Source organism: Microvirga arvi, assembly GCF_016892765.1.
GTDB classification, from domain to species: Bacteria; Pseudomonadota; Alphaproteobacteria; order Rhizobiales; family Beijerinckiaceae; genus Microvirga; species Microvirga arvi.
Window position 1 is genome coordinate 181,590 of sequence record NZ_JAFEMD010000003.1, and the last position, 20,933, is coordinate 202,522.

Consider the following 20,933-nt stretch of genomic DNA (forward strand, 5'->3'; position numbering starts at 1 on the left):
GGCCTTTTTCATGAATGGGGATGAGGAGCGGACATGCTGAGGATCCACGGATATGCAGGCTCCATCAATGTCCGGAAGGTGCTCTGGACCTGCGTGGAGCTGGGCCTTCCCTTCGAGCGGATCGATTGGGGTGGCGGCACGCGGCCCGTCACGGACCCCGACTTTCTCAAGCTCAATCCTGTCGGCATGATCCCCGTGATCGAGGATGCAGGCCAGCTCTTCTGGGAATCGAACAGCATCGTCCGCTATCTGGCGGCGCGCGAAAACCGCCACGACCTGCTGCCTGCCGCTCCGGCGAGGCGGGCGCAGGTCGAGAAGTGGATGGACTGGCAGGTCTCCGACTTCAACAACACCTGGCGCGCCGTCTTTCAGGCAACGGTGCGCAAGAACCCGAACTTCCAGGACCGGACCGAGATAGCAGCATCCTGGAGCAGGTTCTGCGCCGCGGTTGAGGTGCTCGACCGGGAACTCGCCCGCACCGGCGCCTATATCGCAGGGCCTGATTTCACCTGCGCCGACATCGTCATCGGCCTGTCGATCCATCGCTGGAAAAGCATTCCGCTCGAGCGGCCCGATCTGCGGCAGATCGAGCGCTACTACGATCGTCTGTGCGAGCGTGAAGGCTTTCGGCTCTATGGACGGGATGGGGGATTGTAGAGGGAAACCGCTGCGGGCTTCCCCGGTGCTGCCGGCAAGTAGTCTTGCTTAGCCTTCCGCCTTGTCGCTCTGCCCCTTCTTGGCGCCCTCACCCATCGGGTCGGTGGAATCCTCGCCCGATGCCTCGGGGTTCTCCCGACCCTGCGGAGTCAGCCGGGGAGCGCTGATATCCTCCTCGGTCGCCTTGTTCGATTTCTTGTCGGGTGCTGTCATCGCTGCTTGTCCCTCATGAGCTTGTGGAATCGGTCGCATCCCGGTCGCCGGCATCAGGCAGAGCGCCCGTGCCCGGGGTCGAATCCGGGTTGGTCAGCGACGGCTTGCTGTGAGGACCCGCCGCCGGCTGCTTGCCGCCTGGCTGCTTGTCGGAGGAAGCCTGCTGGCCGTCCTTCGGGTCGAGACGCTTGGACTCGACGTCCTTCTTCGTGTCTTCGGTGTGATTGCCGTAGCCTGCATTGCCCATGGCGCTCTCCTGTCAGCCCTTATCCTTGCCGTTGACGGCCGTCGCCCGCTCGATCGCCTCGGCAGTCGCGTCCTTGTCCTTGGGCGAAAGGCTGGCATCGCTCAGATGCTTGGTCGTCTCGGGCGTTTCATCGGCTGTGAGTTCGTCATGCCCTTCGTCCCTATTTCCGGCGCCACCCATGGATTGGCGATAGGCATAGGCCTCACCGCCGGGCTCGTCCCAGACCTTGCGCATCGTGGCATTGCCCTCAGCTCCGCCGTCTTGGTTCGGATCAATGGGGCTGTCGATGCCGCCGCGCTGCTCGTTGCGGATCTGGTCCGCGTCCTGGTTCTGCAATGAATGGGGAGCCTTGCGTTCCGCCATGATGAACTCCTTGAAACATCGTTTGAATTCGGATGCAGCAAGGAGAACCCAGCGGGGGAAGCGAAGTTCTGGCTACGCTTGGGCCCGGCGCAAACAAAAAGGGCGGCTGTGACGCCGCCCTCTGGTTTGTGTGCTCACTGGATGGAGATCAGAGCCCTTCGAAGAGCGCACTCGAGATGTAGCGCTCGGCAAAGGAGGGGGCGACGGTGATGATGCGCTTGCCCTTGAACTCGGGTCTGGCGGCCACTTCGAGCGCCGCCGCCACGTTGGCGCCGGTGGAGATGCCTCCCGGAATGCCCTCGAGCTTGGCGAGGCGACGGGCCGTGTCGAAAGCCGTCTGGTTGCCCACCGTCACCACATCGTCGATGAGGGAGCGATCAAGCACGTCCGGCACGAATCCGGCACCGATGCCCTGGATCTTGTGCGGGCCGGGCTGGCCACCGGAGAGAACCGGAGAATCCTCGGGCTCGACCGCGATCACTTTCATGTTGGGCAGGCGCGGCTTGATCACCTGGGCGACCCCGGTGATGGTGCCGCCGGTGCCGACACCGGCCACGAAGGCATCGAACTGGCCGTTGGTGTCGTTCCAGATCTCCTCGGCCGTCGTCTTGCGGTGGATCTCCGGATTGGCCGGGTTCTTGAACTGCTGCGGGATGACCGAACCGGGGATGTCGCGGAGCAGTTCCTCGGCCCGGGCGATGGCGCCCTTCATCCCCTGGGGACCGGGAGTGAGTTCGAGTTCCGCTCCGAGGAAGGCGAGCATCTTGCGGCGCTCAAGCGACATGGTCTCGGGCATCACCAGGATGAGGCGGTAGCCTCGCGCCGCCGCCACGAAGGCAAGCGCGATGCCGGTATTGCCGGAGGTCGGCTCGATCAGGGTCGCGCCCGGTTTGATAAGACCCGCCGCCTCCATGGAGTCGATCATGTTGACGCCGATGCGGTCCTTCACGCTGGAAATCGGGTTGAAGAACTCGAGCTTGAGGAGAATCTCCGCGTCGATTCCGTGCTCCTTCGGCAGCCGGTTCAGGCGCACGAGAGGGGTGTTGCCGATGGTTTCCGTGATGGAGCCGTAGATGCGGCCGCGTCCGGGTTTGGTGCTGGCCCCCGATGCATTGACAGTGTCAGCCATGAAATCCTCCTACAGGTCAGAGGAACCTTAACCTTTCCCGCAATAGGTGTCGATATTTGGAGTAATTTACATTTCAGATCGTGAAATCGACCGCCGAAGCCGGTTCGACAGCCGATTCCGCCTGCGCCTTCTGGCAAAGGTCCTCCACCGTCACCTGATCGAGTTCGGTGAGGAAAGCCTCCGTGCCGCGCTGAACCAGGGGGCTGACAACAGCCTCGGCCAGGCGTGATTCGGGGATTGGCGACGAGCCGTCCTCCTCCAGGGCCGCCATGGCGATGCGCACGATGTCGCCTGCCGTGATCCGCCGCCGCTCGCGGGCGAGTTCATAGCCGCCCCGGGGCCCGCGCACGCCCTTCAGGATGCCCTGGCGCACGAGAGCCTGCAGGATCGGCTCAAGATAGCGCGGCGGCAGGTTGTGCCGGGCGGCCAATGCCTTGGCCGAGACCGGCATGGGCCGGGCATGGAGCGCGATATCGGTCACGGCGGCGATGGCGAGAAGCGAGCGGCGTGAGAGAAAGTTCATGGCGGATGCTCCCCTAGCCCAATCCGGTGGAGCCGAAGCCGCCGGCGGCGCGAGGCGTCTCGTCGACCTGCTCCACTTCCACAGGCTCGACCTGGATGACAGGCGCAACGATCATCTGGGCAATGCGCATGCCGCGCGTGACGGTGAAGGGTTCTGAGCCCAGATTGACGAGCAGCACCTGCACCTCGCCACGGTAATCCGCATCGACGGTGCCCGGCGCATTGAGCACCGTGACCCCATGCTTGAACGCCAATCCCGAGCGAGGACGCACCTGCGCTTCGAACCCCGGCTCGAGCTGGAACACCAGACCTGTCGGGATCCGCGCGCGGGCCCGGGGATGCAGGATGATCGGCGCATCGGCAGGATTGGCTGCGATGAGGTCCATGCCCGCGGCATCGGCCGTCTCATAGCGCGGCAATGGCAAATCGGCAGCATGGGCGAGACGCTGGATGCGCAGGCGATGGCTCATGGAGTCCCACCTTCGATCATCGCGCCTAAGCGTTCGACAAGCTTTTTCGCGACATCGGTTTTCGACAAAGTCGGCCAGGTTTCCACATCGGACGTGGAGACAAGATGCACGGTGTTGCTGTCTCCGCCCATCACGCCGGTTTGCGCAGAGACATCGTTGGCGACGATGAGATCGCAGCCCTTCCTGGCGAGCTTCTGCTTCGCATGCTCGATCACATGCTCGGTCTCGGCCGCGAAACCTACCATGAGCGGCGGGCGGTTTTCGGTGCGGCGCGCGATGGTGGCGAGGATGTCGGGGTTCTCGGTGAGCGACAGGTTCGGCAGGGCGCCATCCTTCTTCTTGATCTTCTGCTCGCCCGCATTGGCCACGCGCCAATCGGCCACGGCGGCGGCGAAAATGCCGACGTCGGCAGGCAGAGCCTGCTCCACGGCCTGCAGCATCTCGCGGGCGCTCTCCACATGCACGGTCGTGATACCGGGAGGATCGGGCAGGGTGACCGGACCGGAGATCAGCGTTACGCGGGCCCCGGCCTCGGCGGCGGCTCTCGCGATGGCGTGGCCCTGCTTGCCGGAGGAGCGGTTGGCGATGTAGCGCACCGGATCGATGGGCTCGTGCGTCGGGCCGGAGGTGACGATCACATGCTTGCCGGCGAGCGGACCCGAGGGAGCCACCAGCCGCTCGACGGCCGCCGCGATTTCCAGGGGCTCGGCCATGCGGCCGGGGCCGAATTCGGCCTCCGCCATGGCGCCGTCATTGGGCCCGACCACATGAACGCCATCCGCCTGCAGGGTTTTCAGGTTGCGCTGCGTCGCCGGATGCAGCCACATGCGCACGTTCATGGCCGGCGCGATCAGGATCGGCAGGGTGGTGGCCAGCAGCACCGTGGAGGCGAGATCGTCCGCATGCCCTCCCGCCATCTTCGCCATGAGATTGGCGGTGGCAGGGGCGACGACGATGAGGTCCGCATCGCGGGCGAGCTTGATGTGGCCGATATCCGCCTCGTCCTCGCGGTCGAAGAGGTCCGTATGCGAGCGCTGGCCCGTCAGGGCGGAGGCGGCGAGCGGCGTGATGAACGCTTGAGCGCCGTTGGTCAGGATACAGCGCACCGAGGCGCCGCGTTCGCGCAGCCGGCGGATGAGATCGAGCGACTTGTAGGCCGCGATACCGCCGCCGATGACCAGAAGGATGCGTTTGCCTGAAAGCGCCGTCATGCGAAGCCTCTGAACAGCATGATCATCAGCGAAGCGGCGATGATCCACAAGGCCGCCACCCCCCAGCGGTTGCCCCGCGCCTCGGCGCGACCGATGGCGGCGACGCTGTCCTGGTCCAGCGCCACGCCCCGGGCCGTCACCTCCTCGAGCTGGCTGAGCACCCGTTCGGCGCGCAGCGCCAGCTCCGGCAGGTCGCCGATGACCCCCGCCAGCGTCCACAGGCCCCGGCCGGCCTGCTCGGCGCGACCGAGGGGACCGAGATTCCGCTCGATCCAGTCGCGCACGACGGGCTCGGAGGTGGTCCACATGTCGAGCTTCGGATCGAGGTTGCGCGCCACGCCCTCGACCACGACCATGGTCTTCTGCAGCATGACGAGTTCGATCCGCGTTGCCATGTCGAAGAGCGCCGTGATCTCGAAGAGAAGCGTCAGCAGCTTCGCCATGGAGATCTCGTCGGCGCGCCGGTCGTGGATCGGCTCGCCGATGGCGCGGATGGCCTGGGCAAAATCCTCGACCGAGTGGTGCGGCGGCACGTAGCCGGCCTCGAAATGCACCTGCGCGACACGCAGATAATCGCGGCGGATGAAGCCCAGCAGGATCTCGGCGAGGAAGCGTCGCTCCTTCATGCCGAGCCGGCCCATGATGCCGAAATCGACGGCCACGAGGCGGCCTTGCACATCGACGAACAGGTTGCCCGGATGCATGTCGGCATGGAAATAGCCGTCGCGGATCGCATGGCGCAGGAAGGACTGGATCACCGCGCGCCCGAGCGCCACCCGGTCGAAGCCGGCGGCATCGATGGCGGCGAGATCATTGAGCCGAATGCCCTCGATCCAGGTGGTGGTGAGCACGTCGCGGGCGGTGAGGTCCCATTCCGGCTTCGGCACGCGGAAATCGGGATCGTCCTTCGTGTTCTCGGCGAGTTCTGAGACGGCGGCGGCCTCGAGACGCAAATCCATCTCGACGGAGACGGAACGGGCCAGCGCCTCGACGATCTCGAGAGGCTTGAGGCGGCGCGCATCGGGAACCACGCGCTCGAACAGGCGGGCTGCGGCGCGCATGGCCTGGAGATCGCGGGCAAAGCCCTCGCGCACGCCCGGCCGCACCACCTTCACGGCGAGCGTCTCCTCACCTTCTGCGGTACGGATGCGGGCCTTGTGGACCTGAGCGATGGAGGCGGCCGCGATCGGCTCGCTAAATTCGAGAAAGAGCTCGTCGATAGGACGGCCGAGGGCGATCTCAACCATGCGCACGGCTTCAGCCCTTGGAAAGGGCGGCATGCGGTCCTGCAGGCGCTCCAGATCGCGGGCGGCCGCCACGCCGACGATGTCGGGACGGGTCGCCAGGAACTGGCCGAATTTCACGTAGGATGGACCGAGCCGCGTGAGGGCCTTCGACAATCGCGTGGCGCCGTCACCGGCCTGCGGACGCTCGACGAGCCGGGCCATTTTCAGGGCGAGGCGGGCAGAGGGCGGCAGGGCGCTCGGATCGACAAGCGCCAATGCGCCTTCGCGCGCCAGGACGAAGCCTGCGCGCAGGTTGCGGGCGAGATGGAAGAGGCTGCCGATCACGCGCTTAGATCTTCCAGCCTGAGTGAATGGCGACCACGCCCGCGGTGAGCGAGCGGTGCGTGACCCGCCTGAAGCCCGCCTCCTCGATCATCCGTGCGAAGGCGACGGGCGGTGGGAAGCGGCGGATCGACTCGACGAGATATCGGTAGGATTCCGCATCCCCTGTCACCATCTGCCCGAGCCTCGGGATGACGTTGAAGGAATAGGCGTCGTAGATCTTGTCCAGCACCGGCACGTCCACCTTGGAGAATTCCAGACACAGGAAGCGCCCGCCGGGCTTGAGAACCCGATGCGCCTCGCTTAAGGCGCGGTCGATGCGCGGCACGTTCCGGATGCCGAAGGCGATGGTGTAGGCATCATAGGTTTTGGGCTCGAACGGCAGCTCCTCCGCATTGGCCTCGACGAAATCGATGCGGCCCTCATAGCGGTGCCCGGCCCGCTCGGCGCCCACCTTCAGCATCTCGCCATTGATGTCGAGCACGGTCACGTGAGTCCGGGGTCCGCCTTCGTCCAGGATGCGGAAGGCGACATCGCCGGTGCCGCCGGCCACGTCGAGATGGCGGAAGGAGCGGTCGCGGGGCGGGCGAAGGGTCGAGATGAGCGCGTCCTTCCAGAGGCGGTGGAGCCCGACGGACATGAGGTCGTTCATGAGATCGTAGCGGCTCGCGACCGAGCGGAAGACCTCGTTGACCTTGCCCTGCTTCTCGCCGAGCGGCACGGACTGGAACCCGAAATGGGTCTTCTCGTCGGTCATGATCCTCACCAAACCTCTCGTCACCTTGAGCATCGGACCCAAAAGTGGATTTGCACTTTTGGGATCCATCCGATGCTTAATCCTTTGATCGGCGCATCGTGCGGAAAAGTGGACCCGGTTTTCCGCACGATGCGCTAGTGTCGCGATCCATAGCGGAAGCGGGGCCTAAAGGCTATGTAAGAGCCCTCAAGAAGCCGAGAGATGGTTGATGCCCGAACTGCCCGAAGTCGAAACCGTGCGCCGGGGCCTGGAGCCCGCCATGGTCGGAGCCCGCTTCACCAAGGTCACCCAGCGCCGGCCAGACCTGCGCTTCCCCTTCCCCGATCGGTTTTCCGAACGGCTGGAGGGGCAGGAGGTCAAGGCGCTTGGCCGCCGGGCCAAGTATCTCCTGGCCGATCTCTCCTGCGGCGAGGTGCTGGTCATGCATCTGGGCATGTCCGGCCGCTTCCTCGTGACCAAGGACGGAGCCACCCGCATGCCGGGCGAGTTTCATCACGAGCATGGGGGTCTGGGCGCTCACGATCATGTGGTCTTCCAGCTCTCCAACGGAGCGGCCGTCACCTATAATGACGCCCGCCGCTTCGGCTTCATGGATCTGGTGCCGCGTTCGGACATCGAAACGTCCAAGCATTTCGCCGGCATGGGCATCGAGCCGCTCGGCAACGAGCTCTCGGGCGAGACCATCGCCAAGCTCTTTTCCGGCAAGCGCACGCCCCTGAAGGCCGCCCTCCTCGACCAGCGCCTGATCGCGGGCCTCGGCAACATCTATGTGTGCGAGGCCCTGTTCCGCACAGGCCTCCACCCGGAGGCGCCCGCCGGTTCGCTCGTGACGAAGAAAGGTGAGCCTACGGACCAGGCGCACCAGCTCGCTGAAATCATCCGGGATGTGCTCTCGGAGGCGGTGGAGGCCGGCGGCTCTACCCTGCGCGACCATGCGCAGGTCGACGGGTCCCTCGGCTATTTCCAGCATTCCTTCCGGGTCTACGACCGGGAGGGCGAGCCCTGCGTGACGCCCGCCTGCACCGGCACCGTGGCGCGGCTCGTGCAGTCCGGACGCTCCACCTTCTATTGTCCGGAATGCCAGAAGCGCTCCTCGGCTTAAGGCGAAGGCTGGCCTCCCTTTTTCCTCTTGCCGCATCGTCCGCCCTCACATACCGGTGTCTCTCCATCGAGGAGGAGATGCCGGCATGGCTTTTGAGACGATTCTCGTTGAGACGCGCGGCAAGGTTGGGCTGATCACCCTCAACCGCCCCCAGGCCCTGAACGCCCTCAATTCGGCGCTGCTGAACGAGGTGAACCAGGCCCTCGACGCCTTCGAGGCGGATGCTGATATCGGCTGCATTGTCATCACCGGCTCGGAGAAGGCCTTTGCCGCCGGCGCCGACATCAAGGAGATGGCGGAGCTCGCCTATCCGCACACCTACATGGCCGATTTCTTCTCCGGCTGGGAGAAGGTATCGGGCCGGCGCAAGCCGATGATCGCGGCGGTGGCGGGCTTTGCGCTCGGCGGTGGCTGCGAATTCGCCATGATGTGCGACTTCATCATCGCAGCGGACAACGCCAAGTTCGGTCAGCCGGAGATCAAGCTCGGCGTGATGCCGGGCATGGGCGGCACCCAGCGCCTGACCCGCCTCGTCGGCAGGGCCAAGGCCATGGAGATGTGCCTGACGGGCCGGATGATGGGCGCAGAGGAAGCCGAGCGCTCCGGGCTCGTCGCCCGCGTGGTGCCGCTGGCCGATCTCCTCACCGACGCGCTGAAGACGGCGGAGACCATCGCGTCCATGTCGCTGCCGATCGCCATGATGACCAAGGAGACCGTCAACCGGGCCGACGAGGTGTCGCTCTCCGAGGGCATCCGTTTCGAGCGGCGCCTGTTCCACGCCATGTTCGCCACCGCCGACCAGAAGGAAGGCATGGCGGCCTTTGTGGGCAAGCGCCCGCCTGAGTTCAAGAACGGGTAATCGTGTTCGACATCGGTTTCGACATGATCGCGGCGCTCGCCGCGATCTCTTTTCTGGCGGGCTTCGTGGATTCCATTGCCGGGGGCGGCGGGCTTCTCACCGTGCCGGCCCTCCTGCTCGCGGGCTTCGATCCGGCGCAGGCGATCGCCACCAACAAGGTGCAGGGCTCGGTCGCGGCCGCCTCCGCCACCTACACCTTCGGCCGCAAGGGGCTGATCGAATGGCGCAAGGCCTGGGGCTTCACCTTGGTGGCTTTCCTAAGCAGCGTGGCGGGAGCCCTCTGCGTTCAGTTCCTGCCGCGCTCCGTGCTCGAGGTTCTGATCCCGGTCATGCTCATCGCGATGGCGATCTACTTCGCCGTCTCGCGCAAGATGAAGGACGAGGACGCCCATGCCCGGATGACGGCTCTCGCCTTCGGCCTCACCGCGCCCGTCGCCATCGGCTTCTATGACGGCATCTTCGGGCCGGGTGCGGGCTCCTTCTACATGCTCGCCTTCGTGACGCTCCTCGGCTATGGGGTGGTGAAGGCAACCGCGCATACGAAGCTCGTCAATTTCGCGAGCAATTTCGGCAGCCTCCTCCTCTATGCGTCGACAGGCGCGGTGGTGTGGCCTCTGGGTCTGGTCATGGCCGGAGCGTCATTGCTCGGGGCTCAGGCGGGGTCGCGGCTTGCCATGCGGCTGGGCTCCCGGCTCATCCGGCCGCTGCTGGTCCTGGTGTCGAGCCTGATGGCCCTGACGCTCCTGCTCGACCCGGCCAATCCGTGGCGCCAGGGGCTCTTGGCGCTTTTTTGACGCGCAAAGGCCCACGGACGTTGACGTTCGCGAGCATCGCGTCTATAAGCCGCCTCACATGAGCCCGCGCGTCCCGCGGGCTCTTCGGTTTCCATGCAATCAACCGATCGCTGCCGGAGCTCTCCTTAGGGCTTGAGCTTGGCCATCGGGATTTTAAAGAACGAGGATGGGCCATGGCCAACACCGTGTCCGCCAAGAAGATGACCCGCAAGATCGCGAAGCGCACCGCGATCAACAAGTCGCGTCGCAGCCGCATGCGGACCTTCGTCCGCAAGGTTGAAGAGGCAATCGCTTCCGGTAACCAGACCGAGGCTGCGGCGGCTCTGCGCGCTGCCGAGCCGGAGATGATGCGCGCGGCCCAGAAGGGCATCGTGCATAAGAACACCGCGTCGCGGAAGGTCTCGCGCCTGGCGAACCGCATCAAGACGCTGAGCGCTTAAAACAGCAGCTCAGACAGCTGTCTTTATCGCGTTGATCAGACCCGGCCGAGAGGCCGGGTTTTTTCATGTCCGATGTCGGATTCTACGCCAAAATTTTATCCACACGGGAGCTTGACTTTATCCCGGCCTGACGGGGTGAACGCTCCACAGCCCAGATTCAAACCGCACATAAAAGAACAAGATGCCTCAATAGCTTAGCAGGCAAAGCTTCGCGAAGCATCAGAATCACCTCGCGAGTCGAGCCGAATCGGTTCTGAATCAAGGTTGCGCGAAAACTCTTTTTTCGGGCCTGCGCACAGGCTGTGATGACACAGTGAATCAGTTGAAGAGTCAGGACTTTAAAGCCCAGATTCAAAACCTGTGGACGAGGCTGTGAACGCACTCAGGAGGCTTTCAGGCGCTTGCGACTCGACTCAGGTCTGTTGCACGCCCTGCCGCACCCTGTGTAAGGTCAATCTGCTTCAACGGCTCGCCGTTAAGTCATTCACTCAAAGCTCGAACTAGACACACCATGTGTGGGGATAAGCGGTTGTTTCATTCTCTCAAGAAGCAAGCGAAGACTCATCCTTTACCAAGGGGTAAACTCGATAGACCTTGAGTGAAGACGAAGGAGGTGGCAGCTGACGATCATCTCCACTTAAAAGTGAAAAGATAATCTTTAGTACAATTGGGGGCGCCAAGTTTTGAATAACCTGTGAGGCATCTGTGCCTTGGTGTTCAAGACGGGTCATGCGTGGGGGTTTCCGACCTTAAGAAGGAGGGACCTCGTGGAGGAACATTGATGTATCGCAGCGAAGATCACCGCACCTTTGCCGCTCCCAGCGAGAACGGCATGGAGGTTCCGGGCGAACAAACGGCCTCAGAGGTATGGTCGCGGGTCAAGCGTCGCCTTCGGGCCGAGCTGGGCGAGGATATCTTTGCCAGCTGGTTTGGACGCCTGGAGCTGGATTCGGTGGTCGAGGGCTGTGCTTATCTGACCGTTCCCACCCGCTTCCTGAAGAGCTGGATCGAGTCGCATTATGCCGATCGGGTGCTGGCGCTTTACCGCTCCGAGACCGGCGATGTGGAGCGCGTCTCCATCGGCGTTCGCAGCACCCTCGGGCGCGACGCCACAGCCCTGCGCCGGGCCAGCGAAGCACCCCGCTCGGCCTCGCCAACCCCTACCATGGCAATGCCCAGCATGGCCGGAGAGGTCAAGTCTTCCTCCGCGGCGCCTTCACACGAAGAGCGTAGCGAGAATGGCGAACTCGGCGGTGCGCCGCTCGATTCCCGCCTGACCTTCGAGAGCTTCATCGTCGGCCGCTCCAACGCCCTCGCACACGCCGCGGCAGATCGCATTGCCCATGCTCAGAACGGCCAGGCGATCTACAACCCGCTTTATTTCCACGCGGGCGTCGGGCTTGGAAAAACGCATCTTCTCCATGCCATCGGCCATGCGGTGCGCGCTCAAGGGCGCCGGGTCATCTATCTCACCGCCGACCGCTTCATGTACGGCTTCGTCGCCTCCCTGAAGGCGCAGACGTCGCTCGCCTTCAAGGAGCGCCTGCGCGGCATAGACCTGCTCATCATCGACGACGTGCAGTTCATCCAGGGCAAGCAGATCCAGCAGGAATTCGGCCACACCCTCAATGCTCTCATCGATGCGGGCCGCCAGATCGTGATCGCCGCCGACCGTCCGCCGGCGGATCTGGAGAACCTCGACGAGCGGGTGCGCTCGCGCCTGGCCGGTGGGCTCGTGGTCGAGGTGAGCGCCCTCGACGAGGCCCTGCGCACCTCGATCCTCACCACGCGCATCGAAGGCCTGAAGGCGATCCATCCCACCTTCGAGGTGGGGCCGAACGTGATCGCCTATGTGGCCCGCGCCATCACGGCCAACGGGCGCGACCTCGAAGGCGCCGTGAACCGCCTGCTGGCGCACGCGACGCTCACCGGCTCGGCCATCACGCTGGAAACCGCCGAGACCGCGATCCGCGACCTCGTGCGCAACCGGGAGCCCAAGCGGGTCAAGATCGAGGACATCCAGAAGCTGGTGGCCTCGCGCTACAACGTCTCCCGCTCCGACATCCTCTCGGAGCGCCGCACCGCCGCCGTGGTACGCCCGCGCCAGATCGCCATGTACCTGTCCAAGGTGCTCACCCTGCGCTCCCTGCCCGAGATCGGCCGCCGCTTCGGCGGGCGCGACCACACCACGGTGCTCCACGCGGTGCGCAAGATCGAGAAGGCCTTAGGCGAGGATCACGCGCTCTCCGACGAGGTCGAACTCCTCAAGCGGATGCTGCAGGAATAGGACGACCGAGGCCGGGAGAGCCCCCGGCCTTGCTTTCTCCGGCGACAAAAGCCAATCTTGCTGCCCTGCTTGTCCTGCACGAGGCTGAACTCGCTCGGGTCCGAGCCAAGAATTTCACCGAAACCGGGTGTCGAAGGTTATGAGAGTTACCGTTGAGCGCGCCGCTCTGCTGAAGGCGCTGGGGCACGTGCACCGCGTCGTCGAGCGCCGCAACACCATTCCGATCCTGTCCAACGTCCTGCTGCGGGCGGACGACGGCGCCTTGCGCCTCAAGGCCACCGACCTCGACATCGAGGTGACGGAGACGATCCCCGCCGACATCACGGAGGCCGGCTCCACGACGGTTCCGGCCTACATGATCTACGACATCGTGCGAAAACTCCCAGATGGGGCGCAGGTCTCGCTCGAGATGACCCCCGACATGGGCCAGATGCAGATCCGCTCCGGCCGCGCTCGCTTCATGCTGCAGGCCCTGCCCGAAAGCGACTTCCCGGATCTCGCCGCCGGCGACCTGCCGAACCGCTTCACGCTGCCGGCCGCCGACCTCAAGCGCCTGATCGAGAAGACCCAGTTCGCGATCTCGACGGAGGAGACGCGCTACTACCTCAACGGCATCTATCTCCACACCCTCGATGCGGGCGGCACCATTGTCATGCGCGCGGTCGCCACCGACGGCCACCGCCTCGCCCGGGTCGAGATCCCGGCGCCGAACGGCTCGGAGGGCATGCCTGGCGTGATCGTGCCGCGCAAGGCCGTGGCCGAGATCGTCAAGCTCGTCGAGGACGGCTCGGAGAACGTCACCGTCGAACTGTCCTCCGCCAAGGTGCGGCTGACCTTCGAGGGGGTGGTGCTGACCTCCAAGCTCATCGACGGAACCTTCCCCGATTATCAGCGGGTCATCCCGGCCGGGAACGACAAGGTCCTCGTGGTCGAGCGTGCCGATTTCTCCAAGGCGGTGGACCGCGTCTCCACCATCTCGTCGGAGCGCGGCCGCGCCGTGAAGCTGGCCTTGGGCGACGGGCGGCTGACGCTCACCGTCAACAACCCGGATTCGGGCAGCGCGACGGAAGAGCTCGAGGTCGATTACGATGCGGCGCCGATCGATATCGGCTTCAACGCCCGCTACCTTCTCGACATCGCAAGCCAGCTCGACGGCGACACCGCTCTGTTCAAGCTTGCCGACCCCGGCTCCCCCACCATCGTCCAGGACCGCGAAGGCGCCTCCGCGCTCTACGTCCTGATGCCGATGCGGGTGTAAACACAGCATGTTCCCTCCACGTTAGGGGAGGGAACAGCATAGCCATCCTGTCACATGACCATAGGACCTCGCGCTGAGATTGACCTGTCCGCTCGACAAAGGTAACTTTATAATAAATCACCTTTAGTCGAGCTGTGACGGGACTCTGAGCCCGATGTCGATCAACAAAATACGCTTCCGACGAATCGCGTTCCCGGTCGCTATGCTTGTCATGGTTTGGGTGAAGCTGTTCGAAGACTTCGGCTATAAACTACCCGACCCTACAGGGCTTGTGCTCGCAACACTGCTCTTAGGGCTGGTGTTATGGGCTCTGCCTCTCCCTCAGTTCGTAGGGGCGGCTGAGCAAAGCAGGCGCAAATTGATACTCATTCTCGGCCTGTTTCTTACTCCGGCGGTTCTGTACCTCATTGCAATGATAGCAATCGGCGACAGGCTAGGCTTGAGTAGCTCCCAGGCGTGGCAACTTGGGCTTGCGATCTCAGCCACTCCCGTGTTCACCTTCGTGGTGTGGGAAGGCCTGCGCGCCAACGAGCACCATTCAGCCCCATGCGATAACCGGGATCAGGACTGATCGAGTCCGTCCCGCTTGATCTTTCGCGCCCGCTCCTGAATGAAGGGGGCGCATGTCCTCCGCCCCCCTCGCCGCTTCCCGAATCGCCCGTCTGATCCTCCAGGATTTCCGCACCTATGCGAGCCTGGACCTCACCGTCTCGCGCCCGCTCGTGGCGCTGGTCGGCGAGAACGGCGCCGGCAAGACCAATGTGCTGGAGGCGATCTCCCTCTTCATGCCGGGCCGGGGCCTGAGGCGTGCGGAGCTCGCCGAGATGGCGCGCAACGAAGGGCCGGGCTCCTTCGCCGTGTCCGTCACCCTCGACGCGCCTTACGGCGAGCACCGGCTTGGTACGGGCATCGAGCATCAGAATGAAGGCTCCCGCGCCTCGCGGGAAGGGTCCCGTGCCTCACGGGTCTGCCGCATCGACGGCATGCCGGCCTCCTCGCCCACGGCCTTTGCCGAGTACCTGCGTATCGTCTGGCTCACCCCCGATCTCGATGCCCTGTTCCGCGGCCCCGCCGGCGACCGGCGGCGCTTTCTCGACCGGCTCGTGCTCGCCGTGGATGCGGAGCACGGCACGCGGGTGAATGCGCTCGAGCGGGCGCTGCGCTCGCGCAATCGCGTGCTGGAGGAGAACCCTGACGACCGTCTCTGGCTCGACGCGCTCGAGCGCGAGGTGGCGGAACTCGCCATCGCGGTCGCAGCCGCCCGCCGCGAGACGGTGGAGCGCCTCGCGGCCCTGATCCTGGAGACCCGTGAGGAGGATTCCCCCTTCCCCTTCGCCACGATGGGCTTGGAGGGCGACCTCGATACCTTGGTGGCCACCTTGCCCGCCGTCGACGCCGAGGACCGCTACCGGGCGATTCTGCGCGAGTACCGGCCGCGCGATCGGGCCGCCGGACGCACCCTCGTCGGGCCACAAGCGTCCGATCTGCTTGTGCGGCACGGTCCCAAGGACATCCCGGCCAGCACCGCCTCCACCGGCGAGCAGAAGGCGCTCCTCATCGGCCTCGTGCTCGCCCATGCGCAGCTCGTCGCCAGCATGAGCGGCATTGCCCCCTTCGTGCTGCTCGACGAGGTCGCGGCCCATCTCGACCCCCGCCGCCGCGCCGGCCTCTTCGCGGCGCTCGAATCCCTCGGCGGACAGGTCTGGATGACCGGAGCGGACCCGAGCCTCTTTGCCGAGCTCCAGGGCCGAGCCGACGTGCTGCAGGTCTCCCCTGGCGTGATCGAACCCATTACAACAGCTTAGTGGTGCTGCAGGCCTGACGGCGCTATGGTGAGCGGCAATGTCGTCCCCCATCTCCGTTTGAGAATCATGGATCCCGCAGGCCTTCTGCTCTTCTCCTCCGCCCTCTTCATCGCCGCCGCTTCGCCGGGGCCGGGCATTGCCGCCATCGTGGCGCGGGTCCTGGGGCGTGGCCCGAAGGGGGCCGTGGCGTTCAGCATCGGGGTGGCTTTGGGCGACGTGGTGTGGCTGTCCTTCGCGATCCTGGGGCTCGCCGCTCTCGCCCAGACTTTCCACGGGGTGTTCCTGGTCATCAAGTATCTGGGCGCGGCTTATCTCCTGTACATCGCCTACAAGCTCTGGACGGCCCCTGCGACGCACCATGAGCTTGAGGCGAACGTGAAGGCGGAGCATCCGGCCAAGCTCTTTCTCGCCGGCCTTGCCGTGACCATGGGAAACCCGAAGGTCATGGTGTTCTACCTTGCCCTGCTGCCGACCTTCATTGACCTGACGCAGATCACGATGCTGGGCTTCGCCGAACTCGCCCTGGCGGCTCTGACCGTGCTGGGCGTGGTCTTTGCCGGCTATATCGCCCTCGCCGCCCGTGCGCGCCGGCTCTTCACCAGCCCCCGGGCCATCCGCATCCTCAACCGAACCACCGGCACGGTCATGGCGGGCGCGGCGGCGGCTGTGGCAGCGCGCTGAGCGCCGATTCTGGGCCTGAGGCAAAGAACCGCCCCTGAGACAACCCGATCCGGCAGTTTTTGGTGGATTTTTCGGCCGCTTTTCACGCGCGCGTAGGCGCGTGGGGGTGAAATTTCAACCATTCATCCCTAAATAACTGATCTGACGAATCAAAACCCTGGCGCGCCCAGTCCTTTCGCTGCGCCTTGAAGGATCCCAAATGGCCGAACCTGCTATCAACGTGAATGCCGACGCCTATGGCGCGGAATCGATCAAGGTGCTCAAGGGCCTTGATGCGGTGCGCAAGCGGCCGGGCATGTATATCGGTGATACCGACGACGGCTCGGGCCTGCACCACATGGTCTACGAGGTGGTGGACAACGCCATCGACGAGGCACTCGCCGGTCACGCGACGGAAGTCACGGTCACGCTCAATGCCGACGGCTCGGTGACCGTCACCGACAACGGCCGCGGCATTCCCACCGATATTCACCAGGGCGAAGGCATCTCGGCGGCCGAAGTCATCATGACCCAGCTGCACGCGGGCGGTAAGTTCGACCAGAACTCCTACAAGGTCTCCGGCGGCCTGCATGGGGTCGGCGTGTCCGTGGTGAACGCCCTCTCGAGCTGGCTCAAGCTGCGCATCTATCGCAACGGCAAGGCCCACGAGATCGAGTTCCGTCATGGCAATGCGGTTGCGCCCTTGGCCGTCGTCGGCGATGCCGAGGGCAAGCGCGGCACGGAAGTCACCTTCCTGGCCTCCACGGAAACCTTCACCATGGTGGAGTACGATTACGCCACCCTGGAGCACCGCCTGCGCGAGCTCGCCTTCCTGAACTCGGGTGTGCGCATCATCCTCACCGACAAACGCCATGCGGAGCACAAGCGCGAGGAGCTGATGTACGAGGGCGGCGTCGAGGCCTTCGTGCGCTATCTCGACCGCGCCAAGTCCCCGCTGATCCAGCAGCCGATCCTGATCCGCTCCGAGAAAGACAATATCGGTGTAGAAGTGGCTCTGTGGTGGAACGATTCGTACCACGAGAACGTGCTCTGCTTCACCAACAACATCCCGCAGCGCGATGGCGGCACCCACCTCGCGGGCTTCCGCGCGGCGCTCACCCGCCAGGTCAACGGCTACGCGGAATCCTCAGGACTGACGAAAAAGGAAAAGGTTTCGCTCACCGGCGACGATTGCCGCGAGGGCCTGACCGCCGTCGTGTCCGTGAAAGTGCCGGATCCGAAATTCTCGTCGCAGACGAAGGACAAGCTCGTCTCCTCCGAGGTTCGCCCTGCGGTCGAGAACGTGCTCAATGAGGCCCTCAACAACTGGCTCGAGGAGCATCCGCAGGAAGCCCGCACCCTCGTCGGCAAGGTGGTGGAAGCCGCCGCCGCCCGCGAGGCCGCCCGCAAGGCGCGCGAGCTCACCCGCCGCAAAGGGGCACTCGACATCGCGTCGCTGCCCGGCAAGCTCGCCGATTGTCAGGAGCGCGACCCGTCGAAATGCGAATTGCTCCTCGTCGAGGGCGACTCGGCCGGCGGCTCGGCCAAGCAGGGCCGCAACCGCGCCTTCCAGGCCGTGCTGCCGTTGCGGGGAAAGATCCTCAACGTCGAGCGCGCGCGCTTCGACAAGATGCTGTCCAGCCAAGAGATCGGCACGCTGATCACGGCGCTCGGCACCGGCATCGGACGCGAGGAATTCAATATCGAGAAGCTGCGCTACCACCGCATCATCATCATGACGGACGCGGACGTGGACGGCTCGCACATCCGCACCCTGCTGCTCACCTTCTTCTTCCGGCAGATGCCGGAGCTGATCGAACGCGGCTACCTCTACATCGCACAGCCGCCGCTCTATAAGGCGACCCGCGGCAAGTCCTCGATCTATCTCAAGGACGAGCGTGCGTTGGAAGATTATCTCATCGGCGAGGGCATCGAGAACGCCTCACTGCGTCTCGAAACCGGCGTGGAGTTCCAAGGCGATCAGCTCAAAGGTCTCATCGACGAGGCCCGCCTCGTGCGGCAGGTCCTGAACAGCCTGCACACGCGCTATAACCGCAAGGCGGTGGAGCAGGCGGCGACTGCCGGCGCGCTACGCCCCGATGTGGTGGACGATCCCGACCGCGGTCCCGCGGCTGCGGCCTATATCGCCCAGCGTCTCGATGCGATTTCGGAAGAGCTCGAACGCGGCTGGACCGGCGAGGTTCGCGATGGCGGCTATGTCTTCTCGCGTACCGTGCGCGGCGTGACGCAGACCGCGACGCTCGACCAGGCGCTGATCGCCAGCCAGGAGGCCAAGAAGCTCGACGAGCGCGCCAACTCCCTGCAGGATGTTTACGCCAAGCCGGCAAGGCTCGTACGCAAGAACGACGAGATGCAGATCGACGGTCCGCTCTCGCTCTTCAATTCAGTGCTCGCAGCCGGCCGCAAGGGCCTGCAGCTCCAGCGTTACAAGGGCCTCGGCGAGATGACCGCGCAGCAGCTCTGGGAAACGACTCTGGACGCCGACGTGCGCTCGCTGCTGCAGGTGAAGGTGAAGGACACCACCGACGCTGACGACCTGTTCGTCAAGCTCATGGGCGATGTGGTGGAACCGCGCCGCGAGTTCATCCAGGAAAACGCCCTCTCGGTGGCGAACCTGGACGTGTAAAAGTTCTCTCCGGATGCGGGCCCGTCTCGCATCCGGAAACTCGCCTCACGACACAGGCTTCAGATCCCCCAGGATTGTTGGAATCAGCTCCGAGACTGTTGGGTGGATGGGGACCGCCCATTGCAGGGTGGGATAATCCACTCCGGCATTCATCATGTCGAGAATGCCATGAATGGCCTCATCGCCATTCACGCCCAGGATGGCGGCGCCGAGTATCTTCTGGCTCTCGGCATCGACGACAATCTTCATGAAGCCCTTCGTTTCATCCTTCTCGATCGCGCGCCCGACCCGCGTCATTGGGCGTTTGGAGATGAGCAGCCTGCGGCCTGTCTTGCGCGCATCCGTCTCAGACATCCCAACGCGGCCAAGCGGCGGATCGATATAGAGGGCATAGCCCGGTAGCCTGTGGCTGACCCGACGAGACGCACCCTCAAGAAGATTGGCGGCGACGATCTCGTAATCGTTATAGGCCGTGTGCGTGAAGGCGCCGCGACCGTTGCAATCGCCCAAGGCCCAGATGCCGGACACATTCGTCGCCAGCGTATCATCGACGATGATATTGCCCCGTGCATCGACGGCAACGCCTGCCTTGTCGAGACCGAGATCGTCCGTGTTAGGGCGGCGGCCGACCGCGAGCAGCACGTGCGAGCCGACCACTACCGGATCGCCTGAGGTGCAGTCGACATCGACCGCCACGCCGTCCGCATGCGGCTTGAAGCCGATGCAGGTGGCGTTGGTGCGAACGGTAAGGCCCTCGTCCGTGAGGATGTCGCGGATGGCCTCAGAGACATCCTCATCCTCACGGGAAATCAGGCGCGGCCCCTTCTCGACCACTGTCACCTCGGCTCCGAAGCGACGGTACATCTGCGCGAATTCGAGACCGATGTAGCTGCCGCCGACAACGACCAGATGTCTTGGGACGACATCGAGCTGCAGGATCGAGGTGTTGGTGAGATACTGAACGGCATCGACGCCCGGCATGTCGGGAATGTTCGCACGACCACCCACATTGAGAAAGATGCGCGGCGCCGTGATGAATGTATCGCCTACGCGAATGGTATCCGGCCCTTCAAAGCGGGCGTGTCCTTGGATGACGGTGAGCCCGTCCAGGCTGCGCAGCGAGGTCTCCACGTTTTGTCGGGCATTGGTCGAGACCTTGTCGGCGCGGGCTTTGACCTTCTTCATGTCGATCGCGACCGGTCCACCGAGCGCGATCCCGTAATCCGCTCCCCTTCGCGCGAGATGCGCCGCATAGGCGCTCGCCACCAGCGTCTTGGTCGGCATGCAGCCGGTATTGACGCAGGTTCCGCCAAAAAGCTTGCGCTCGACGATGGCAACCTTCATGCCCGCCGCGACCAGCCGTCCAGCAAGCGTCGGCCCCGCCTGCCCGGCGCCGACGACGATGGCATCGAAGACTTGCGTCATGGCAGCGCTCCTACGATCAACACGGCTCCAAGGATCGCGACCGCGTCCTCGGTCAGGGCGGCGGTTCGGTCCTTGCCAAAGGCGGCAGCCAGGCGCGCCCGGCCTTCCGCTCCGCCGAGCGTGCCGATGATACCGCCCAGCGCTCCGGCGACGAGGCCGCCGAGCAAGGAGCCGCTCTGTGCCGCAATGGCTGCGCCGCACAGGGCGCCGACGATGATTCTCGTTGCAAACGGCATCAGCGTCTTGCGGCTCGGCGTGGTGGGAAGCTGGTCGCCGATCAATTCTCCGATGGCGAGAACCGTCATGATCCACGGCGTCCAGCGATAGCCTAGAAGGGCGAGCCAGGTTCCATCGAGGTTGAGCAGGCCGAGATACGCTGCCCAGCTGATGGCTGCGGGAGCGGTCATCGCGCGCAGGCCGGCGACCACTCCGATCAGAAGCGCCAACACATAAAGGACCATCGCTCCGCCTCGTGCTTCTGCTCAGGGTGCCTGCCCGAGGCACTTTTTTCAATCCTCT

22 protein-coding genes are annotated in these 20,933 nt (G+C 64.6%); 11 read left to right on the forward strand and 11 right to left on the reverse strand.

The features are described 5' to 3' along the window. The first annotated feature begins 33 nt into the window (after positions 1-33). Positions 34-657, forward strand: a complete 624-nt coding sequence (locus ILT44_RS03175) for a glutathione S-transferase family protein (RefSeq protein ID WP_204238113.1) — start codon at positions 34-36, stop codon at positions 655-657. 48 nt (positions 658-705) lie between these two features. Here ILT44_RS03175 and ILT44_RS03180 read toward each other — a convergent pair whose 3' ends face one another. From ILT44_RS03180 to ubiE, 9 genes are all read right to left on the reverse strand, one after another. After that, entirely contained in the window at positions 706-870 is a 165-nt protein-coding gene (locus tag ILT44_RS03180; RefSeq protein WP_204238114.1) for a hypothetical protein, read from the reverse strand. A 13-nt stretch (positions 871-883) separates the two neighbouring features. Then, the gene (locus ILT44_RS03185) at positions 884-1,117 is read right to left on the reverse strand and encodes a hypothetical protein (protein ID WP_204238115.1); all 234 of its coding nucleotides are present in this window, start codon (positions 1,115-1,117) and stop codon (positions 884-886) included. 12 nt (positions 1,118-1,129) lie between these two features. Then, positions 1,130-1,480, reverse strand: a complete 351-nt coding sequence (locus ILT44_RS03190; protein WP_204238116.1) for a hypothetical protein — start codon at positions 1,478-1,480, stop codon at positions 1,130-1,132. 148 nt (positions 1,481-1,628) lie between these two features. Beyond that, positions 1,629-2,609 (reverse strand): cysteine synthase A, encoded by a 981-nt coding sequence (gene cysK / locus ILT44_RS03195; protein ID WP_204238117.1) that lies wholly within the window; start codon positions 2,607-2,609, stop codon positions 1,629-1,631. Positions 2,610-2,682: 73 nt separating this feature from the next. Beyond that, the gene (locus ILT44_RS03200; RefSeq protein ID WP_204238118.1) at positions 2,683-3,132 is read right to left on the reverse strand and encodes an RrF2 family transcriptional regulator; all 450 of its coding nucleotides are present in this window, start codon (positions 3,130-3,132) and stop codon (positions 2,683-2,685) included. Positions 3,133-3,145: 13 nt separating this feature from the next. After that, positions 3,146-3,601 (reverse strand): dUTP diphosphatase, encoded by a 456-nt coding sequence (dut, locus tag ILT44_RS03205; RefSeq protein WP_204238119.1) that lies wholly within the window; start codon positions 3,599-3,601, stop codon positions 3,146-3,148. Beyond that, positions 3,598-4,812 carry a bifunctional phosphopantothenoylcysteine decarboxylase/phosphopantothenate--cysteine ligase CoaBC gene (gene coaBC / locus ILT44_RS03210; RefSeq protein ID WP_204238120.1) on the reverse strand — a complete coding sequence of 405 codons (1,215 nt, stop codon included), beginning with the start codon at positions 4,810-4,812 and terminating at the stop codon, positions 3,598-3,600. The genes dut and coaBC overlap by 4 nt, the downstream gene beginning before the upstream one ends. Next, a complete protein-coding gene (gene ubiB / locus ILT44_RS03215) occupies positions 4,809-6,383 on the reverse strand; it encodes a 2-polyprenylphenol 6-hydroxylase (RefSeq protein WP_204238121.1) in 1,575 nt (524 codons plus the stop codon). Before ubiB ends, coaBC begins: the two co-directional genes overlap by 4 nt. A gap of 4 nt (positions 6,384-6,387) precedes the next feature. Beyond that, positions 6,388-7,137 carry a bifunctional demethylmenaquinone methyltransferase/2-methoxy-6-polyprenyl-1,4-benzoquinol methylase UbiE gene (gene ubiE, locus ILT44_RS03220; RefSeq protein ID WP_204238122.1) on the reverse strand — a complete coding sequence of 250 codons (750 nt, stop codon included), beginning with the start codon at positions 7,135-7,137 and terminating at the stop codon, positions 6,388-6,390. Between the two features lie 208 nt (positions 7,138-7,345). Between ubiE and mutM the strand changes: the two genes are divergently transcribed. The 10 genes from mutM (at position 7,346) to gyrB (ending at position 18,989) form a co-directional block, all read left to right on the forward strand. Next, positions 7,346-8,239 carry a bifunctional DNA-formamidopyrimidine glycosylase/DNA-(apurinic or apyrimidinic site) lyase gene (gene mutM / locus ILT44_RS03225; RefSeq protein ID WP_204238123.1) on the forward strand — a complete coding sequence of 298 codons (894 nt, stop codon included), beginning with the start codon at positions 7,346-7,348 and terminating at the stop codon, positions 8,237-8,239. Between the two features lie 85 nt (positions 8,240-8,324). Continuing rightward, positions 8,325-9,098 (forward strand): enoyl-CoA hydratase, encoded by a 774-nt coding sequence (locus ILT44_RS03230; RefSeq protein ID WP_204238124.1) that lies wholly within the window; start codon positions 8,325-8,327, stop codon positions 9,096-9,098. A 2-nt stretch (positions 9,099-9,100) separates the two neighbouring features. After that, a complete protein-coding gene (locus tag ILT44_RS03235; RefSeq protein ID WP_204238125.1) occupies positions 9,101-9,892 on the forward strand; it encodes a TSUP family transporter in 792 nt (263 codons plus the stop codon). Positions 9,893-10,065: 173 nt separating this feature from the next. Next, positions 10,066-10,332, forward strand: a complete 267-nt coding sequence (rpsT, locus tag ILT44_RS03240; protein ID WP_204238126.1) for a 30S ribosomal protein S20 — start codon at positions 10,066-10,068, stop codon at positions 10,330-10,332. Positions 10,333-11,164: 832 nt separating this feature from the next. Next, positions 11,165-12,619: a chromosomal replication initiator protein DnaA gene (gene dnaA, locus ILT44_RS03245; RefSeq protein ID WP_239467878.1), complete on the forward strand. Its 1,455-nt coding sequence runs from the start codon at positions 11,165-11,167 to the stop codon at positions 12,617-12,619. A 139-nt stretch (positions 12,620-12,758) separates the two neighbouring features. Further along, positions 12,759-13,877 (forward strand): DNA polymerase III subunit beta, encoded by a 1,119-nt coding sequence (gene dnaN, locus ILT44_RS03250; protein WP_204238128.1) that lies wholly within the window; start codon positions 12,759-12,761, stop codon positions 13,875-13,877. Between the two features lie 154 nt (positions 13,878-14,031). Further along, entirely contained in the window at positions 14,032-14,448 is a 417-nt protein-coding gene (locus tag ILT44_RS03255) for a hypothetical protein (RefSeq protein ID WP_204238129.1), read from the forward strand. 52 nt (positions 14,449-14,500) lie between these two features. Beyond that, positions 14,501-15,682, forward strand: coding sequence for a DNA replication/repair protein RecF (gene recF / locus ILT44_RS03260; protein ID WP_204238130.1), 1,182 nt, complete (start codon positions 14,501-14,503; stop codon positions 15,680-15,682). Between the two features lie 66 nt (positions 15,683-15,748). Beyond that, positions 15,749-16,363, forward strand: a complete 615-nt coding sequence (locus ILT44_RS03265; protein WP_204238131.1) for a LysE family translocator — start codon at positions 15,749-15,751, stop codon at positions 16,361-16,363. 199 nt (positions 16,364-16,562) lie between these two features. Next, a complete protein-coding gene (gene gyrB / locus ILT44_RS03270; protein ID WP_204238132.1) occupies positions 16,563-18,989 on the forward strand; it encodes a DNA topoisomerase (ATP-hydrolyzing) subunit B in 2,427 nt (808 codons plus the stop codon). A gap of 45 nt (positions 18,990-19,034) precedes the next feature. On the opposite strand, the gene ILT44_RS03275 is transcribed toward gyrB, so the two are convergent. Both ILT44_RS03275 and ILT44_RS03280 read right to left on the reverse strand, forming a co-directional pair. Further along, positions 19,035-20,414 (reverse strand): FAD-containing oxidoreductase, encoded by a 1,380-nt coding sequence (locus ILT44_RS03275; protein WP_204238133.1) that lies wholly within the window; start codon positions 20,412-20,414, stop codon positions 19,035-19,037. Next, the gene (locus tag ILT44_RS03280; RefSeq protein WP_204238134.1) at positions 20,411-20,875 is read right to left on the reverse strand and encodes a DUF4126 family protein; all 465 of its coding nucleotides are present in this window, start codon (positions 20,873-20,875) and stop codon (positions 20,411-20,413) included. Before ILT44_RS03280 ends, ILT44_RS03275 begins: the two co-directional genes overlap by 4 nt. Between the last annotated feature and the right edge of the window lie 58 nt (positions 20,876-20,933).

Excerpts from the sequence above, each read along its gene's own strand:
- ILT44_RS03185 (WP_204238115.1), bottom strand. The coding sequence starts at position 1,117 with ATGGGCAATGCAGGCTACGGCAATCACACCGAAGACACGAAGAAGGAC.
- recF (WP_204238130.1), top strand. The coding sequence starts at position 14,501 with ATGTCCTCCGCCCCCCTCGCCGCTTCCCGAATCGCCCGTCTGATCCTC.
- ILT44_RS03280 (WP_204238134.1), bottom strand. The coding sequence starts at position 20,875 with ATGGTCCTTTATGTGTTGGCGCTTCTGATCGGAGTGGTCGCCGGCCTG.
- dnaN (WP_204238128.1), top strand. The coding sequence starts at position 12,759 with ATGAGAGTTACCGTTGAGCGCGCCGCTCTGCTGAAGGCGCTGGGGCAC.
- coaBC (WP_204238120.1), bottom strand. The coding sequence starts at position 4,812 with ATGACGGCGCTTTCAGGCAAACGCATCCTTCTGGTCATCGGCGGCGGT.
- ILT44_RS03180 (WP_204238114.1), bottom strand. The coding sequence starts at position 870 with ATGACAGCACCCGACAAGAAATCGAACAAGGCGACCGAGGAGGATATC.
- dut (WP_204238119.1), bottom strand. The coding sequence starts at position 3,601 with ATGAGCCATCGCCTGCGCATCCAGCGTCTCGCCCATGCTGCCGATTTG.
- ILT44_RS03255 (WP_204238129.1), top strand. The coding sequence starts at position 14,032 with ATGTCGATCAACAAAATACGCTTCCGACGAATCGCGTTCCCGGTCGCT.
- ILT44_RS03200 (WP_204238118.1), bottom strand. The coding sequence starts at position 3,132 with ATGAACTTTCTCTCACGCCGCTCGCTTCTCGCCATCGCCGCCGTGACC.
- ILT44_RS03275 (WP_204238133.1), bottom strand. The coding sequence starts at position 20,414 with ATGACGCAAGTCTTCGATGCCATCGTCGTCGGCGCCGGGCAGGCGGGG.
- gyrB (WP_204238132.1), top strand. The coding sequence starts at position 16,563 with ATGGCCGAACCTGCTATCAACGTGAATGCCGACGCCTATGGCGCGGAA.
- dnaA (WP_239467878.1), top strand. The coding sequence starts at position 11,165 with ATGGAGGTTCCGGGCGAACAAACGGCCTCAGAGGTATGGTCGCGGGTC.
- ILT44_RS03175 (WP_204238113.1), top strand. The coding sequence starts at position 34 with ATGCTGAGGATCCACGGATATGCAGGCTCCATCAATGTCCGGAAGGTG.
- ubiE (WP_204238122.1), bottom strand. The coding sequence starts at position 7,137 with ATGACCGACGAGAAGACCCATTTCGGGTTCCAGTCCGTGCCGCTCGGC.
- ILT44_RS03230 (WP_204238124.1), top strand. The coding sequence starts at position 8,325 with ATGGCTTTTGAGACGATTCTCGTTGAGACGCGCGGCAAGGTTGGGCTG.
- ILT44_RS03265 (WP_204238131.1), top strand. The coding sequence starts at position 15,749 with ATGGATCCCGCAGGCCTTCTGCTCTTCTCCTCCGCCCTCTTCATCGCC.
- mutM (WP_204238123.1), top strand. The coding sequence starts at position 7,346 with ATGCCCGAACTGCCCGAAGTCGAAACCGTGCGCCGGGGCCTGGAGCCC.
- ILT44_RS03190 (WP_204238116.1), bottom strand. The coding sequence starts at position 1,480 with ATGGCGGAACGCAAGGCTCCCCATTCATTGCAGAACCAGGACGCGGAC.
- cysK (WP_204238117.1), bottom strand. The coding sequence starts at position 2,609 with ATGGCTGACACTGTCAATGCATCGGGGGCCAGCACCAAACCCGGACGC.
- rpsT (WP_204238126.1), top strand. The coding sequence starts at position 10,066 with ATGGCCAACACCGTGTCCGCCAAGAAGATGACCCGCAAGATCGCGAAG.